This window comes from Mycobacterium sp. NGS40 (assembly GCF_059812735.1).
In genome coordinates, this window is the sequence record NZ_JCALDG010000013.1 from 57,453 (window position 1) to 73,410 (window position 15,958).

16 protein-coding genes are annotated in these 15,958 nt (G+C 66.1%); 3 read left to right on the forward strand and 13 right to left on the reverse strand.

Annotated elements, in window-relative coordinates; all coding sequences use genetic code 11:
• Positions 1-204: 204 nt before the first annotated feature.
• The 5 genes from AC5Y5O_RS20055 to AC5Y5O_RS20075 are packed head-to-tail and all read right to left on the reverse strand — an operon-like array spanning position 205 to position 4,044.
• Positions 205-1,020: a mycofactocin-coupled SDR family oxidoreductase gene (locus AC5Y5O_RS20055; protein ID WP_036473831.1), complete on the reverse strand. Its 816-nt coding sequence runs from the start codon at positions 1,018-1,020 to the stop codon at positions 205-207.
• A gap of 20 nt (positions 1,021-1,040) precedes the next feature.
• Positions 1,041-1,250: a hypothetical protein gene (locus AC5Y5O_RS20060; RefSeq protein WP_036473829.1), complete on the reverse strand. Its 210-nt coding sequence runs from the start codon at positions 1,248-1,250 to the stop codon at positions 1,041-1,043.
• Positions 1,251-1,254: 4 nt separating this feature from the next.
• A complete protein-coding gene (locus tag AC5Y5O_RS20065; protein WP_036473827.1) occupies positions 1,255-1,704 on the reverse strand; it encodes a Zn-ribbon domain-containing OB-fold protein in 450 nt (149 codons plus the stop codon).
• Positions 1,701-2,900 (reverse strand): thiolase C-terminal domain-containing protein, encoded by a 1,200-nt coding sequence (locus AC5Y5O_RS20070; protein WP_036473825.1) that lies wholly within the window; start codon positions 2,898-2,900, stop codon positions 1,701-1,703. Before AC5Y5O_RS20070 ends, AC5Y5O_RS20065 begins: the two co-directional genes overlap by 4 nt.
• A 4-nt stretch (positions 2,901-2,904) precedes the next feature.
• The gene (locus AC5Y5O_RS20075) at positions 2,905-4,044 is read right to left on the reverse strand and encodes an amidohydrolase family protein (RefSeq protein ID WP_036473823.1); all 1,140 of its coding nucleotides are present in this window, start codon (positions 4,042-4,044) and stop codon (positions 2,905-2,907) included.
• A 137-nt stretch (positions 4,045-4,181) separates the two neighbouring features.
• Between AC5Y5O_RS20075 and AC5Y5O_RS20080 the strand changes: the two genes are divergently transcribed.
• A complete protein-coding gene (locus AC5Y5O_RS20080) occupies positions 4,182-4,868 on the forward strand; it encodes a TetR/AcrR family transcriptional regulator (protein ID WP_036473822.1) in 687 nt (228 codons plus the stop codon).
• A 4-nt stretch (positions 4,869-4,872) separates the two neighbouring features.
• Here the strand turns inward: AC5Y5O_RS20080 and AC5Y5O_RS20085 are convergent, their stop codons facing one another.
• On the reverse strand, positions 4,873-7,329 hold the full coding sequence (locus AC5Y5O_RS20085) for a CaiB/BaiF CoA-transferase family protein (RefSeq protein WP_036473820.1): 2,457 nt from the start codon (positions 7,327-7,329) through the stop codon (positions 4,873-4,875).
• A 212-nt stretch (positions 7,330-7,541) separates the two neighbouring features.
• On the opposite strand from AC5Y5O_RS20085, the gene AC5Y5O_RS20090 reads away from it, so the two are divergent.
• Positions 7,542-8,078: a hotdog domain-containing protein gene (locus AC5Y5O_RS20090; RefSeq protein WP_036474155.1), complete on the forward strand. Its 537-nt coding sequence runs from the start codon at positions 7,542-7,544 to the stop codon at positions 8,076-8,078.
• Here the strand turns inward: AC5Y5O_RS20090 and AC5Y5O_RS20095 are convergent.
• Genes AC5Y5O_RS20095 through AC5Y5O_RS20125 form a run of 7 tightly spaced genes read right to left on the reverse strand, consistent with a single transcriptional unit; the run spans position 8,069 to position 15,503 of the window.
• Positions 8,069-9,583, reverse strand: coding sequence for a class I adenylate-forming enzyme family protein (locus AC5Y5O_RS20095; RefSeq protein WP_036473818.1), 1,515 nt, complete (start codon positions 9,581-9,583; stop codon positions 8,069-8,071). The two genes, AC5Y5O_RS20090 and AC5Y5O_RS20095, sit on opposite strands and share 10 nt — an antisense overlap.
• Complete coding sequence (locus AC5Y5O_RS20100) at positions 9,584-10,735, reverse strand: acetyl-CoA acetyltransferase (RefSeq protein ID WP_036473816.1); 1,152 nt, start codon at positions 10,733-10,735, stop codon at positions 9,584-9,586.
• The gene (locus AC5Y5O_RS20105; RefSeq protein WP_036473815.1) at positions 10,732-11,763 is read right to left on the reverse strand and encodes an acyl-CoA dehydrogenase family protein; all 1,032 of its coding nucleotides are present in this window, start codon (positions 11,761-11,763) and stop codon (positions 10,732-10,734) included. Before AC5Y5O_RS20105 ends, AC5Y5O_RS20100 begins: the two co-directional genes overlap by 4 nt.
• Before the next feature lie 19 nt (positions 11,764-11,782).
• Positions 11,783-12,955: an acyl-CoA dehydrogenase family protein gene (locus AC5Y5O_RS20110; RefSeq protein ID WP_036473813.1), complete on the reverse strand. Its 1,173-nt coding sequence runs from the start codon at positions 12,953-12,955 to the stop codon at positions 11,783-11,785.
• A gap of 45 nt (positions 12,956-13,000) precedes the next feature.
• Positions 13,001-13,765 carry an aldolase/citrate lyase family protein gene (locus AC5Y5O_RS20115; protein ID WP_500027014.1) on the reverse strand — a complete coding sequence of 255 codons (765 nt, stop codon included), beginning with the start codon at positions 13,763-13,765 and terminating at the stop codon, positions 13,001-13,003.
• Complete coding sequence (gene hpaH, locus AC5Y5O_RS20120; RefSeq protein WP_036473808.1) at positions 13,762-14,583, reverse strand: 2-oxo-hept-4-ene-1,7-dioate hydratase; 822 nt, start codon at positions 14,581-14,583, stop codon at positions 13,762-13,764. The genes AC5Y5O_RS20115 and hpaH overlap by 4 nt, the downstream gene beginning before the upstream one ends.
• Positions 14,580-15,503 (reverse strand): alpha/beta fold hydrolase, encoded by a 924-nt coding sequence (locus AC5Y5O_RS20125; protein WP_036473806.1) that lies wholly within the window; start codon positions 15,501-15,503, stop codon positions 14,580-14,582. The genes hpaH and AC5Y5O_RS20125 overlap by 4 nt, the downstream gene beginning before the upstream one ends.
• Positions 15,504-15,701: 198 nt before the next feature.
• Here AC5Y5O_RS20125 and AC5Y5O_RS20130 point away from each other — a divergent pair, with 198 nt between their 5' ends.
• Positions 15,702-15,947 (forward strand): hypothetical protein, encoded by a 246-nt coding sequence (locus tag AC5Y5O_RS20130; RefSeq protein ID WP_036473804.1) that lies wholly within the window; start codon positions 15,702-15,704, stop codon positions 15,945-15,947.
• The last annotated feature ends 11 nt before the right edge of the window (positions 15,948-15,958 follow it).

A 15,958-nucleotide genomic window follows, 5' to 3' on the forward strand; every position in this document is an offset into this window, starting at 1 on the left:
CACGTTGCCGTGGGCTGATTCTGGATCATGATGTCCTTCCGTGCGGCTTCGAACGGGCGCGAACTCGAAGCACTCGCGGCTCGCATAATACGACAGTCGACTGTCAATCTGGACCGAATGACGCGACAGGTCAAAGAAAACTCGTCAAACTAGGTTAACTATGTTGTGGGACGGACGCAATAGTCCGTGCAGCCTGGCGGGCTATCAGCGGACCGCGAAGCCGGCGTCGAGCGGCCAGGCGATACCGGTGATGAACTTCGCCTCGTCGGACACCAGGAACGCCACCGCGTTGGCGATGTCCTCGGGCATCAGGATCGGGATGGGCAGCGCGTTCTGCATCGTGGCCAGCGACGGATCATTGGCCTCGAACATCGCCGCCATCACGTCGTTCATCACCATTCCGGTGGCAACCCCAGTCGGGTGAATCGTGTTGACGCGGATCGAATGCTGCGCCAAGTTATTCGCCCAGGTCTGCATCAGAGCGACTAGACCGCGCTTCGCCGCGCCGTACGCTTGCCCGCCTGCGCGATCGGTATTCGGGGCCTTCAGGCCGGCGCTCGAACTGGTCAACACAATCGAACCGCCGCGTCCACCGTCGATGAGGGCTGGGATCGCCGCTTCCACCGTGTTCCATACGCCGATGAGGTTGACGTCGATGATGTCGCGGAACGTCTGTCGCCGATCGCCGCCCGGGCCCAGCCGAATGACGCCGGCGTTGGCGATCACGATGTCGAGGCGGCCGAACTCGGCGAGCCCGTCGGCCACCGCCTGCTCGACGGCATCGGCGTCGCGGACGTCGGCCTGGCGGGCGACGATACGTCTGCCCTCCTTTTCGACGAGCTTGGCGGTCTCGTCGAGATCCTCGGGACTGGCATTGGGATAGTCGATCGAGTCGATGTCGCGGCAGATGTCGAGCGCGATGATGTCCGCGCCGTCCGCCGCGAGCCGCACCGCGTGCGCGCGGCCCTGGCCTCGCGCTGCTCCGGTGATGAAGGCGACTTTGCCGTTTAGATTACCCATGGTCCCCTGCTCCTCAACATCTAGCCAGTCATGCTGCCGGTGTGAATCCTTGCTTGCCGCAAGCCTTCCTGCGGGTCGTCGACCTCGATGTCCCAGGCGCCGCACGAGCACGTACAGCGGAAATGCCCATTCAGGGGCAGGATCGCCTGACCGTCACAGGATCCGCCGGTGTTGGCGATGCTGCTGAGGAACTCGAGGGGCTTCTCATGCAGAGCGCTGTCGTCGGACACGGTGTTACTCCTCGCCCCGAGCGCGGACCCGGAAGACGGGCAGTAGCCAGCCATCGGCGATCGGTGAGAAGTCAACGTGCACAGGCATTCCTATCGTGACGTCGGCGGGTGCGATGTCGACGACGTTGGAGACCAGTCGCGCACCGGGTGCGTCGGGCAGGTCGAGGACCGCCGGCACCAGCACCAGATCCGGCATGCCGGGGAAACCGTGCACGACGGCGAAGCTGTAAACGACGGCATCGCCGCTGAGATCGATCCAATTTACTTGTCTCGACTGGCAATTGGGGCAGAATGGGGTGGGGGGCAGCCGGAAGGACCGGCAGTCGGCGCACTGCGGCGCCACCAGACGCCGTTGTTTCGCGGCGATCCAGAACGGCTCGGTGTCCTTGTTCATCGCAATCCGGACGTGCTCGCCGGGGATCGTAGTGGCGAGGGTGGCGGCGGCGGTGCTCACGCGGCGCGTCCCAGGATCAGGCCGCTCACGGGCAGGCTCGCGGGGCCACCGGTGACCAGGGCGAGTTCGGCGTCGGCGACCTGGTTGATGGCGGTCCCGCGCATCTGCTCGACTCCTTCCATGATGTGAGTCATCCCGATGATGTAGGCCTCGGAGAGCTGACCGCCGTGGGTGTTGACCGGAATCGAGCCGCCGTCGTACCGGATCGCTCCACTTTCGACGAACTCGCCGCCGTCCCCCTTGCCGCAGAACCCATAGTCCTCGAGCTGCATGAGCACCATCGGGCTGAAATGGTCGTAGAGCAGTGCGACGTCGATATCAGCGGCGCCGACGCCGGCCTGCTCGTAGAGCCGCTTGGCGATGGGCGCGTTGCCCGAGGAGGCGAAGTATTCGTCGGGCATGCCCATCCAGGCGAACGCCCTGCCCCAGTCCCGGACCCCACCGTGGGCTGCAGCAACCACCGGCACCGGCGGTTGCCGCAGATCTTTGGCCCGGTCCATGCTGGTGGTGATCACCGCGACGGCACCGTCGGTCTCTTGGCAGAAGTCGTAGAGGCACAAGGGCTCTGCGATCATTCGCGCATTGAAATAGTCGTCCAACGTCAGCGGTTCGGGGTGCATCGCCTTCGGCCGATTCGCCGCGTTGGCTCGCGTGGACAACGCGATCTCGGCGAACGCCTCGCGGCGGGTGCCGTAGAGATGCATGTGCCGGCGAGCCATCACCGACATCAGATGTCCCGGGCCGAACAGTCCCGACGGCTGCAGGAACGAATTGATCGGATCGGGCTCCAGTGCCGAAAACACCGACCCGAGGCGCTGTTTCGCCTGCTGCAGCGCCATCACCGTCACGACAACCGAGGCATCGCCGGCGACGATCGCGGCCCGCGCCAGCCCGATGGCACCCGCGGACCCGCCCCCGCCGGAGGTCAACGCGGCGGTGAACCGAATCTCAGGAATCCCAAGCGTTTCCACGAAGTCGGCGGTGTCCATCTTCTCGGTGTAGCCCGCGCTGGCGCCCGAGTAGTAGGCGAAGCCGTCGACCTCGGTCACGGGTAGGCCGGCGTCCGCACACGCCGCCAGGATCGCCTCGCCGGCCAGTTCGGTGATCGATTGAGGCAGCGACCCGCCACGCTTGTAGTAGGGCGTGGCACCGACGCCCACAATGGCGACGTCGCGTAAACCCTTTGTATTGGGCACGCGCTCAAACGTTTTCGACGGGAATTGGCGGAACGTCGGGGAAGAGTTCGTAGAACGTGCCCTGGGTGATGCGCAGTCGGGTCGCGTCGCTCACGCCGTCGAAGAGCCCCTTCAGGGTGTCCTGGGTGTGCCCGAAGGTGCCCTCCATGTGCGGGTAGTCGCTGCCGAACATCACGTTCTTGTAGCCCATGTGCTCATAGGCCGCGACCGCCGTTTCGTCGTGCTGGAATGACGCGTAGACCTGGCTGAACAGGATTTCCTTGGGGCTGCGCGTGAGCTTGGGCCGCACCGCGAGATGGTGCTGGCGGTATCCCTCCAGGAGCCGGTCACCCAGAAACGGTACCCACGTCGCACCTCCCTCGGAGATGAGCACCTTCAGGTTGGGGTGACGGTCCAGAGCGCCGGATGCGACCATCTTCATCGCCGCCCGCTGACCCGAGAACGTGGTCTCGGCGTAGTTCATGGTGGCACCACCCGGGCCGCGGTACACCTGGCCTGCGCCACCGGTCGCGCTGTTGCTGGCCGTCACCTCGACCGGATCGGTGCCGATGTGGAACGCGATCACCATGCCGGCCTCCTCGGCCGCCGCCCAGAACGGTTCCCATTCCTTGCGATGCCAGTCCGGTGCACTGGGATGCGGCGTGGTCGGCAGGAACACCGCTTTAAAGCCGTTGTCCGCGGCCCACTGCAACTCCTCGACAGCGTCATCCACCACGAGCGTCGACACCTGGGCGGTCACCACATATCGCGGCGACACCGCGCAGATCTCCTCGATAGCCCACTCGTTGCTCGCCCGCATGCATGCCTTGAGCAGCGCCGGCGTGCGGAAGGTGGACGCCCACATGCCCAGGGACGGAAAAATGACTTCGCCCCAGACGCCCTCGTTGTCGAGATCCCCGAGCCGGGCCTTCGCATCGCGAGTGCCCTGCGGCCTCGAGCTCATCTCGGCAAAGGCCACCACCGCCGACGACGGCAGCTTGCGCCTGAAGATCTGCCCGTCGACCGAGACGGTCTCGTACTCGCCGTCGGGATCCTTCTCGGCGCGCGGCGTCAGGTCGGCAAGCGCCTTCGGCAACCGGGACTTCCACAGGTCGTCGGGCTCGATGAAGTGGGAGTCGCCCGAATTCGTCCAGATCACGCTCATCGGCCCTCCATTGGATCCGCCACTCACTCGAATGATGCCAGCTGCCCTGACGCAAGTCCAGTATTTCTAATGACTAGCCATTATTATTTGGATGGAGGGGCGACGCCGGTAAGACTGAGGCGAACTGGAGGAGGCCCATGCCGGAGCTGGGAACGGAGTCACCCGCGGGCGAGCGGAGGCGCAACGCATCGGGTGAGTCGACCCGGGTGATGTTGATGGAGGTCGCCGAGCGGCTGTTCGCCACGCGCGGCATCGAGGCGGTCACGCTCAGGGAAATCCAACAGGCGGCCGGACAGTCCAACACCTCGGTGATCCGCTACCACTTCGGCTCCCGCGAGGGACTGATCCGCGCGCTGATCGCCTACCGCCAGGCGTCACTCGGAATCGACCGCCAAGAGATGCTCGCGCGGATGCGCGAGCAAGGCAAGGAGGCGGACCCCCGCGCCGTGGTGTGGCTCCTGGTGCGACCGCTGGCCAACAGCATCGCCGCGGGCGAGATGTTCGCGCCGTTCCTGGCTCGGCTCATGGAGGATCCGCGGGCGCGCAGCGACTACTGGCCGGATCACCTCGATGATGAGTGGACCCAGGAGAAGCTGGAAGAGCTGGTCGACGCCGCGTTGCAGGATCTGCCCGAGCGGATCCGGCGCGGCCGGACGTTTCAGCTCTACATCAGCCTGATCAACGTCCTTGCTGCGGCAGGCCGTTCGGGCCATGGACTCAGCGAAGCGCAGCTGCACAACTACGTGGACACCTGGGTCGGAATGCTCACCGCGCCGGTGTCTTACGAGACCCGCGCGCTGATCGCTGAGCGCGACGAGACCTGAAGGCTCAGCTACCGCCGACGACCTCGCTGGCTCTCAGGGCGGCGATCGCCGCTTCGTCCAACCCGATTTCGCGCAATACCGCATCGGTGTGCTGCCCGATAGTGCATCCCGCATCAGCCCGTGTCCGTGATCGCGAGAAGGTGCACAGCGGCGCGAGCCGACGGTGCTCCTCGAAGATCGGGCTGTGCGCGTCGACTGCATAGCCTGCCTCGTAATACGGATCGGTCTGCAGCACCAATTCGGAGTTGGCCTCCACCACCTCGACACAACCAACGTCTTGAGCGGACAATTCGTGCTCCCACTCCAGCTTGGTCTTAGTCACGAAAACCGTTGTTAGTGCAGCGATTAACTCGTCATCATGCTGGGTTCGGGAGTCGGCATCGGCAAAGCGCTCGTCGGCGTGCAAGTCGACGTACGGCGACATCGCTTTCGCCAATGCCGGCCATTCGCGCGGCAACGGCGCGGCAAGAAAGACATAACCGTCGGCCGCCGGGTACATCCGATACAGAGCATTCATACCGAAAAACTGTTCGTCCGCGGGCGTTTCGGCGGGTCGGGACGCATAGCTCGCGTTGTACGCGATCATCGCCTGCTGCGCGGTGGCGAGCATGGTCGTGACCACGTTCGTCAGCATCTTGCCACGGCGCTTGGCGTACAACGCGACCAGCAGCGCCGAACCGACACCGTGTGCCGCGATGCCGTCGGACTGCACGGCTGGGACGGCCCCGCCCGCGTGGAGTCTGACCGCCCGGCGGTGCAAGTCATCCAGGTCGGCGGGCGGCTCGCCCGTGTCGTGGCTGTCGACCTGCGCCAGGCCGGACGCCGCGCCGACCGATGGTGCGTAGGCCGCGCGATGGGCGAACGGCCCGTCGACTCCGTAACCGGAGGTCGTCACGAACGCCAGGTCCGGGTTGACCGCCCGCAGCGAGGCCTCGTCGATCTTCGAGCGTTCTGCCGCTTTGCCCCGGAAGCATTGCAGGACGACGTCGGACCGCTTGGCCAGCTCGTACACCAGCTCGAGGCCCTCGGGCTTGGTGAAGTCGATCGCGACACTTTCCTTGCCCTGCAGCACTTTTGCGCCACCCGCCTCGGGGAACGCGACCAGGTTGCGGATGTTGTCGCCGTCGAGCGGCTCGACCTTGATCACGCGGGCGCCCAGGTCGGCCAGCAGGGTCGCGCCGTACGGTCCGGCGAACATGCTGCCGAACTCCAGGACCGTCACACCCTTCAGCGGCGGCTCGTCGTGGTCTCCCTGCGGAGCGGGCGGGGCGGCGCCGCCTACTTGATCGAAGGTGACTGAGTCGTTGTGCTCGCCGATGCGCGGGGCCGGCCGAAGCCGGGTCAGCGGCTTGCCGTCTGCATGAATAAGGGTCGACGGCTGTCGTACGGGTCCGAGATCGGGGTCGATGACGGTGGTGGCGCGCCCTTCGTGCGCGGTCTGCGGGTGGTTCAGCGAGTCCTCGGGACTCCGGAACAGTTCCCCGCTCAGGTCGAGGTTTTCCGCCATGGCCTGCTGCCATTCGGCGAGCGTGCGGGCGCCGACCCGTTCGATCATGATGTCCCACCACTCGGTGCGAAGTTCGGGGGTCGGCAGCATCGGAAAGCCCTGCCACTTCGGGTCGGCGAGCTCCCCGAGCAGGTCGAGTTCGGTCAGCCAGGCGCCGATCAGCTTGGGCGACACCTGAGCGAACTGCAGCCAGCGGCCGTCCTTCGTCGGACACACCAGCAGTGCGTAAATGAGGTACGCCTGGGGCCGACCCTGATCGTCGTATGCGGCGTCCATCGGTTCGAATGCGCCCGGATACCGTTGCAGCACCATCTCGTAGAACCAGTTGTAGGGATCCATCGAACCCATGCCGCTCACCAAGTTGGTCTCGACGGTTTGGCCACGCCCACTGCTCTCCCGCTCGAGGAGCGCGGCCAGCACACCCTGAACAGCGGCATGGGCGGCGCCCCACGAGGCATAGGTGAACGTGGTGAACGCCGGGCCCGGACGCGGCGCGAGTCCGCGCTTCTCGTGCATGACGCCGGTCTTGGCCATGACCAGCGCTTCCCAGCCCTTATAGTTGCGGAACGGCCCCGGCGAGCCCCAGCCGGTGACGTTGGCGACCACCAACCGCGGATACCGGCGCGAGAGCGACTCGGCAGTGAGGCCGAGGCGCTCGGCGGTGTGCGGCCGCAGCGTGTTCACCATCACGTCGGCGCGCCGCAACAGTGCCCGCAACCGGTCGAGGTCTGCGTCGTCGTGCAGGTCCAAAGTCACGCTGCGCTTGCCGCGCAGCAGCGCCGGCCAGCCGGCGAGCTCGCGCAGCGGACTGCCGTCGGGGGGCTCGACCATGATCACCCCGGCGCCGCAGTCGGCGAGGAACTGCGTTGCCTGCGCGCCGGGCAGCGTCGTCGACAGGTCGACCACCACGAGGCCGGCCAGCGGACCGTCCGACGCTGAACCGACTTTCGGCATGTTCGCTCCCTAGCGCCTGCGGGCGGATCTCGTGAAGACGTGAAGTGGCACACGTCACGTCAGCATCGCAGCGATCAATATTAATGTCAATGTATTAGTCTTGCGAGATGACGGAGACCCATGAAGCGGAGTCACGGGGCGGGTTCCCGCCGATGCGTACCTGGCAGGAGCCGACGGTACGGAGCCCGGGCGGGGGCGCCGAATACGGCGACATGATCGCGGCGCTGCGCGATTTCCTCGACGACGTGGCCGCCGCAGCCCCGGATAGGGCGACAACCGTGGCGCTGACGAAGGACCTCAAGGACTGGACCGACCGGTTGGCCCCAGCCGCCGTCCCCGAGCGCAGGCAGATCTTCGCTCGCCGACTCGATCTGCCCGGCCGCGGACAAACCATGGCCCCCAGCTTTATTCCGATCGCGGGCGACCCGGAGAAGGTAGAGGGCACCGTCACGTTCGGCCGCTACTTTCTCGGTGGAGGCGGAGCCGTCCACGGCGGGGCCATCCCCCTGTTATTCGATGAGGTGCTCGGCCGGCTGGCCAGTAGCGGCGGCCGTGCGCCTGCGCGAACCGCATATCTGCACACCGATTTCCGGTCCATCACACCCGTCGGCGAAGAACTCGTGGTGCGCGCCTGGTTCGTCAGCGAACAGGGACGCAAGAGGCTGCTGCGCGCGGAGCTCACCCACGGGGACACACTATGCGCGGAAGCCGAGGGCCTGTTCATCGAGTTGCGCCCGGATCAGCCATGACTCTCTTGTTCCGTCGGTCGTCGACGTTGAATGTCTTTGTCGTGCAATCTGATCAGCTCCCGTAGGGCAAGCCGGTCCGGCTTGAGCATCGCTGTCAGCGGTAACTCGTCGACGATCAGCAATTCGTCGGGCGCCTTGTAATCGGCCAGCTCGTCCGCCACATAAGTGCGCAACTCGGCCAGCCCCGGGGGCCTAGCGGCGTCAGCCGGCACCACGCACGCGACGCCGATCTCCCCGATAACCGGGGCCGAGCACCCCACTACGGCAGCATTTTTCACACCCGCGTGACCGGCGAGCACACGCTCCACCTCACCGGGATGCACGTTGTAGCCGCCGCGGATGTACATGTCGCCGCTGCGCCCAACCAGGGTGAGATTCCCGTCGGCACCGAGGGCGCCGATGTCGCCGGTGCGCAGCCAGCCGTCGCGCAGCACCTCTTCGGTGAGTTCCGGGTTGCACCAATAGCCGCGCATCACGCAGGGACCGCGTACCTCGACACCGCCGTCGGGCCCGACGCGGACCTCCATTCCGGCGGCCGGCCGCCCGACCGTGCGGAACTGAATCTCGGGGGCGTCGTTCGGTTCGGTGCCGCAAATAGTCGGGCACTCGGTCATCGCATACCGCACCACCAGCGGAACCCCGATCCGCTCGGCGACCCGACGTATCAACTCGGGCGGCGCCGGCGCCGTGGCGACCACCCCGATCCGTAAGTGCGACAACGCCTGCCGGCTCACGCCATCGACATCGAGCAGCTTGGCCCACTGGGTCGGAACCGCACCCGCCACGGTGACCCGCTCGTCGCGCAGGATGTCGAACATGCCCTGGGCCGACCACGGAGTCGGCGGCACCACCAGCGTGCTGCCCCACACCAACTGATCCCAGAGCTTGAACATGTAGCCGGCGTGGGAGAACGGTGTCGATGTGAGGCGCCGGTCGTAGGGCGCGCTCATCACCCCTGATGCTGCCGCGCCCGCCGCCAGTCGGTCGGCATCGAATGCCGCGCCCTTCGGCATCCCAGTCGTGCCACTGGTGAAGATCAACGCAACCAGGTCCCGACGGTTGAGCTCCACGGCAGGTGGTGCCGATGACGACGTGTCGCTGCACAGCGCATCCCGCGACAACAGCCGGTGCCCGGTATCGGGTAGCGCTCCAAGCCGTTCATCGGCGACGATCAACGCGGGATCAGCTTGTTGCAGAACAGATTCGATCTCTCGACGACCGAGTCGGGGGTTCAGACCCGCGGTGATGGCGCCGAGCATCGCCGCGGCGGCATAACACGTCGCATAGTCGATGCCCGACGGCAGCCACAGCACGATTACGTCGCCCTTGCCGACCCCGAGGTCGGCGAACTGCGAAGCGACACCACGGGCCCGGCCGATCCAGTCCGCGAAGGTGATGCGCCCTCCCGGCTCAACGTAGGCCTCACGGTCACCGTGCACGGTAGCAGCGCACTCCAGCATCGACCGGGTGTCGCTGACGTCGGCGCTCAGCGGTGCACGGGCCACCTACGGCTCCTCGGCGCCGAGAATCATTGTGCCGCTGGAACAGAACCAGCCGCCGGTGCCGCTGACACAGGCGATCCGGGCGTCCGGCACCTGCCGCGGCCCGCATTCGCCGCGCAACTGGCGCGCCGCCTCGACTAAGAGGAACAACCCCCGCTGACCCGGGTGACATGCCGACAGGCCGCCACCGTCGGTATTGGTGGGAAGTTCGCCGCCCAAACGCAACGAGCCCTTCTCGACAAAGCCGCCGCCCTCCCCCTTCGGGCAGAAGCCCAGGTCTTCGAGGGTGAGTAGCAACATATAGGTGAACGCGTCGTAGATCTCGGCGACGTCGACGTCGGACGGGGAGACCCCGGCGCGCGCAAAGGCGAGCGGTCCGCTGACCGCCGCCGGGCCGACGGTGAGGTCGTCCCACTGCGAGGTGAGCATGTGCGAGGTGGTCTCGCCCGAGCCGAGCACCCACACCGGCTTACTCCGCAGATCCTTTGCGCGTTCCGCGTTGACGAGGACGGCCGCCGCCCCGCCATCGCTGCGAATGCAGCAGTGCAGCTTGGTGAAAGGGTCGGCGATCATTGGTCCGCCGAGCACATCGTCGACGGTGATCGGATCGCGGTAGTAGGCCTCGGGATTGTCGGCCGCGTTGAACCGCGCGGACACAGCGACCTCGGCCAGCTGCTCGATCGTGGTGCCGTAAGTGAACATGTGCCGCCGTGCGGCCATGGCGTACTTGGAGATTAGGGTGTGGCCGTAGGGCGCCTCCCACTGCAGTGGTCCGCGCGCGCCCCAATTGATGTTGGCCCCCCGCAACCCCTTTCGAAGATCAGAGCGGGCAGTCGAGCCGTAGGTCAGCAACACCACGTCGGCATGCCCGGCGGCGATCGCGTCGGCCGCGTGGGCGGCCATCACCTCCCACGACGCTCCCCCGACCGCGGTGGAGTCGATCCAGCGGGGCCGCAGCCCCAGATACTCGCCGACATCGACCGGGGGCAGTGTGCCCTGACCGGTAGAGGCCAACCCATCGACGTCATCGGGCGTCAGCCCGGCATCAGCCAAGGCGCGGCGGCTGGCCTGCGCGATCAGCTCGTAGGGGCCCTTGTCGTCGACTCGGCCGACGTCGGACAGGGCGACACCGGCGATCGCAACGGTGCCGCTCACTGGGCGCGGTCCTGGGCCAGCAACTCGGCCAGCACGTCGGTGGGCTCGCCGAACAGATGCCGAAACACGTGCGCACGCTTCAGGTATAGGTGCATGTCGTTCTCGAACGTGTAACCCATCCCACCGAACACGTGGATGCCTGCTGCGGCATTGTCGACGGCCGCCGAGCCGGCCACCGTTGCGGCCGACAGCACCTGCAGCAGGGCGTCGGCGCGGCCACTCGCCACCGCGATTGCGGCGAAGAACGTCTGCGCCTGCGTGGCCTCGGCCGCGATCTCCATATCGACGCAGGCGTGCTTGATCGCCTGGTGGACCCCGATCGGTTTGCCGAACTGCTCACGCGTCTTGGCGTGTTCGGTCGCCAAACCGGCCGCGCCCGCGGCCAGCCCGGCCAGATAGCCCGCCGCGAGCACCATGGCGCGGCCCCAGATCCATTCGTCCTCAACCGGCAGCCAATACACCGGCTCGGCGGATTCGACTGTGGCCGAAGATATCCGAGTACCCGGGTCGGCTGCGGCCACGGATGTCAGCGGCCCGAAGGAATCGATGTCGAGCAGAGCGGCACCGCTGCGGGCCACCAGCAGGGCGTGCGAGGCACCCGCCGGCTCGAACAAATCGAAGGTCCCTTTAATGGGCCGCGCTGGCCGCACGTCGCCGTCGCCACGCAGTACCGCGAGGGCCACCACCGCCACCCCGGAGCCGATCCGCTGGGCCAGCGCGTCGTCGCCAGATCGGGCGGCTACCCGGGCACCCAACGTGCCCGCCAGGAACGGCCCGGGCGCGAGCCGCTTGCCGAGTTCGACGAACAGCAGCGCTTCGTCGTCCAGCGGCCGGCCCGATCCGCCGAACTCCTCGTCGAGCCCGAGAGTCAAAAGGCCCAACTCGGCGCATTCTCGCCATACCGACCCGGGAATCGGCGCTTCCGCGTGCCGATTAGCACGGATCCGCTCGACAGGCATCCTCTCAGCGAGGAATTCCCCTGCCGCCGTGATGATTTCAAGCTGCTCAGCTCCGGGCAGCAGGTTCATGGCCGTCTCCTCACGGTATTCATCGGGGCAGCCCCAACACGCGCTCGCCGACGATGTTGCGTTGGATCTCCGACGTTCCGCCCCCGATGGCTTGGGAGAAGCTGTAGTAGTAGTAACCGACCCAGCCGTCGACGTCCCAGCGCGACGAATACCGGACTGAGGCCGGACCGACGATGTCCATCGCCAATCTGCCGATCTCCTTGGCCAATTCGGCGTACATCAACTTGACGATCGAACCCCGCGGGCCGGGTGTCTCGGTCTTCAAGGCCTCGCAAATGTTGGTGTAGGTGAGCGCCCGCAGTGACGCCACCGAGGCGCGAGCCCTCGCCAGCCGTCGCGCGATGTCGTCATCGGCGATGGCGGGCCTGCGGCCGTCCGGCCCGACGTGGTCGCGGGCGTAGTCGATGAGGTCCTCGATGATCTTCGCCAGCCGCACCTGGTTGGCGGTGAACGCGGTGCCACGCTCAAAGGACAGCGTCGCCATCGCGACCGACCAACCTTCGCCCACCTCGCCGACCACGTTGCTCAGCGGAATGCGCACGTCGTCATAGAACACTTCGCAGAATTCCGAGCCGCCCTCGATGGTCTCGATCGGGCGGACGTCGATCCCTGAAGTGCTCATGTCGCAAATCACCCAGGTGATGCCCTTGTGCTTGCTGCCGGTGTTGTCGGTGCGCACCAGCAGTTCCTGGTAGTCGGCGACGGTGGCGAAGCTCGTCCACAGCTTCTGCCCCGACACCACCAGGTGCTCGCCGTCGATCACCGCCTTGGTGCGCAACGCCGCCAGATCCGACCCGGCGTCGGGCTCGGAGAAGCCCTGACACCAAATCACCTCACCGCCAAGGATTTTCGGCAAGTGGAACGACTTCTGCTCATCGGTTGCCCTGGTGATCAGGGTCGGCCCGGCGTGCGAGTTACCGACGAAGCATGCATCGATCCCAGGGAACCCCCGCGCGGCATACTCCTCGTACCAGATCAACTGCTGAAGCAGCGTCAGCCCCTTGCCGCCGTATTCTGTCGGCCAGGCGATGCCGGCCCAGCCGCCTTCCCATTGCGTGCGCTGCCACGCGAGGTCGTATTCCCGGATACCCGCATCGTCGCGCGGCCTTTGTTCGGTCGGCTTGTTCTCGTCGAGCCACGTGCGGACCTGGTCGCGGAACTCGAGCTGGTCAGGCGTGAAGTCGAGATCCATGGTCCGGAATTCTAGGTGACACGATAGTCAGAAACAATGCGTCAGTCATTGACCTCGATACCTCGCGGCCAGTTGTTCGGCACCGCGAGCCAGCAATGCGACGTCCGCTCCTACTAGCACGAAGCTCGCGCCGGCCATCATGTAGCGGCGTGCCAACGGCTCGCTGAACGCATTCACACCGGCGCGCTTGCCGTGGTCCACGATAGTCGCTAACGCAGCCTCTATGGTGCTCACGATCTCGGGATGCTCCGGCTGCCCAAGTTTGCCCATTGAGGCCGCCAGGTCGGCCGGACCGATGAAGATGGCGTCCACACCATCGACGTCGGCGATCTCGCCGAGCTGGGTCAGACCGGCCGCACTTTCCACTTGGACGGTCAACGACACCGTTGCATCTGCGGTGACAAGGTAGTCAGAAATGCGGTTCCAACGCGACGCCCGCGCCAACGCGCTGCCCACCCCGCGAATCCCCTCGGGCGGGTACCGGGTGGCGGAAACCGCCGCGACTGCCTCACCGGGGCCATCGATCATCGGAACGATGATGTTCTGCGCGCCGATGTCGAGCAGTTGCTTGATGAACACGGGATCGGCAGACGGCGGACGCACCAGCACGTCGACGTCCGGGTAGCCCGCCAACACCTGCAACTGTTCGAGCGTCGTGCGCGGATCGTTGGGCGCATGCTCCTGGTCCAACAGCAGCCAGTCGATTCCGGACCCCGCGCAGATCTCGGTGACATACCCGCTGCCCGAGGCCACCCACATGCCGATCCGCGGGTCGCCATCGCTGATGCGCTGCGTCCACCGGTTGGTCACGATGCCCCCGAATCGAACGTCACCGAGACCGTGCCCAGCGGTCCATAGTCGGCGACAAAGCTGTCCCCCGGTTCGGCGAACACCGGCTTGGTGAACGATCCGGACAGGATGACCTCGCCGCGCTCAAGGGAAACACCATGTGGGGCAAGCCGATTGGCTAGCCAGGCCACACCATTGCCGGGATGGTTGAGCACCGCGGCCGCCACCCCGGACTCCTCGATGGTGCCGTTGCGCAGCAGCAGGGCCGCCACCCAGCGCAGATCGACGTCCAAGGGGCGGAATACCCGGCCGCCCAGGACCAGGCCGGCGTCCGCGGCGTTGTCGGCGATGGTGTCGACGATGGTGCGCAGATGGCCGGTTTCGGGGTCCGACATCTGCACCCTGGCGTCGAGGATCTCCAGTGCAGGAGTCACGAACTCGGTGGCCCGCAGCACGTCGAACAACGTGACCCCCGGGCCGGATAGCCGCTCGCCCAGCACGAAAGCCAACTCGACCTCGACGCGCGGACGGATGTACCGGCCCAGCGGGACGCGGCCGCCATCCTCGATGAACATGTCGTCGAACAGCGCACCGTAATCCGGTTCGTCGATCGACACCGCCCGCTGCATCACCTTCGAGGTCAGACCAATCTTGCGGCCCTTGACTTCTCGCCCGTCGGCGACTTTCAGCGCGACGAGTGCCCGCTGCACCGCGTAGGCGTCCTCGATGGTCATGTCGGGATAGTCCAGCGACAACTGCCGGATCGGCGTGCGGTTCTGCTCGGCCTCGTACAGCCGCCGGGCAATGTCGGCGAGCTCGTCCTCGGCGGGTCTGGTCATCTGGTGAGGAACTCGATCGCCGCGGCGTTGAACGCCTCCGGATCCTCGAAATGCGGCCAATGCCGCACCGAGGGCATCTCGAAAACCTCTGAGTTCGGAATCAGGTTCGCGATCGTACGAGCGGTGTCCTGGTACACGCCGTGATCCTTGCCCGACGCCACGATCATCACCGGCGCCTCGATGCCGCGCCACTTGTCGTCGGGAATCAGGTTGCGGTGGCGCACCTTCTCGTCCTGCAGGATCAGCAGCCGGTCGATGGTGTTCCGGGTGTCCTCGCGCCGATACACGGCCTGACGCAAACCGATGAGATCGGGCAGGCGATTAGCCTCGTCGGCGATCAGGTGGGCGAACACGGCGTGTAGGGATTCCCACGTCGGCTCGTTGACCGCCTTGGTCCGTTCCGCCCGAATGCGCGCCATGTTCGCCGCCGACGCTTCCCGCCCGGCCGGCGACATCAGGATCACCTTGTCGACTCGGTCGGCGTGGCCGACGGAGATCGCGGACGCGACGAACGCGCCCAGCGACATTGCAATGAAGTTGGCTGACGTCATGCCGAAGTGGTCCATCACCCCCAGCACGTGTTCGACGTAAATCGCGATCTCGTAGTCGTAGTCCGGCTTGCCGGAGAACCCATTGCCGACCATGTCGATCGCCACGCAGTGGAAGTGCTGTGACAGTGCGGCGAGGTTGGGCGCGAACGTCTCCCAATGCCCGCCGGTGCCGTGCAGCAGGATGGCGTGCGGCTTGTCCGGCCCGCCCGCCTCGGCGTAACGGGTCCGGACAGGGACTCCCTTGACCGGGACATCGACGAACCCCTGCCGGAACTCGAGCTCCTTGAGATACATCCAGATGCTGCGGTAGTTCTGCGTGTCGACTCGGCTCACATCGACCGCAGCGGCCGGAGCTTGTGCTTGGCTCATCTCACCTTCTCGAATCTTCCGTATCTGACATACATGTCATCTATCGCTGACATCAGCATCCATTCTTCTCATCGTCGCACAAGCTCTATGTTCCCATGTGGAGAACGGCCTACAGCGCTCGACCCGGACGTGATCCGCCAGCCGTCATTCCTTCTTCCTCCATTGATTCTGACACTTGTATGCGGTAATACTGGGCAGGTGAATACTCCGGCCGGACGCCGCGTCCTCGCCGACCTGGTCAACGAGTTCGCGGCCGTGCGGTTGTCGCTGGACGTCAACGGCAACGGCCCCCGCCTGCTCGTTGAGGACCTGGAGGGCGGCGAGCAGGTCTTCCTGTGCCCCTTGGAGTTGGCCAGCTTCACCTTGGCCACCGCCGAAGACCGCGAGGAGTGGATCAGGGTAGGCAACTACCGCGGCGAACGCCGGCCAACGGAGCGGCCGTGAGCGCCGCCGAC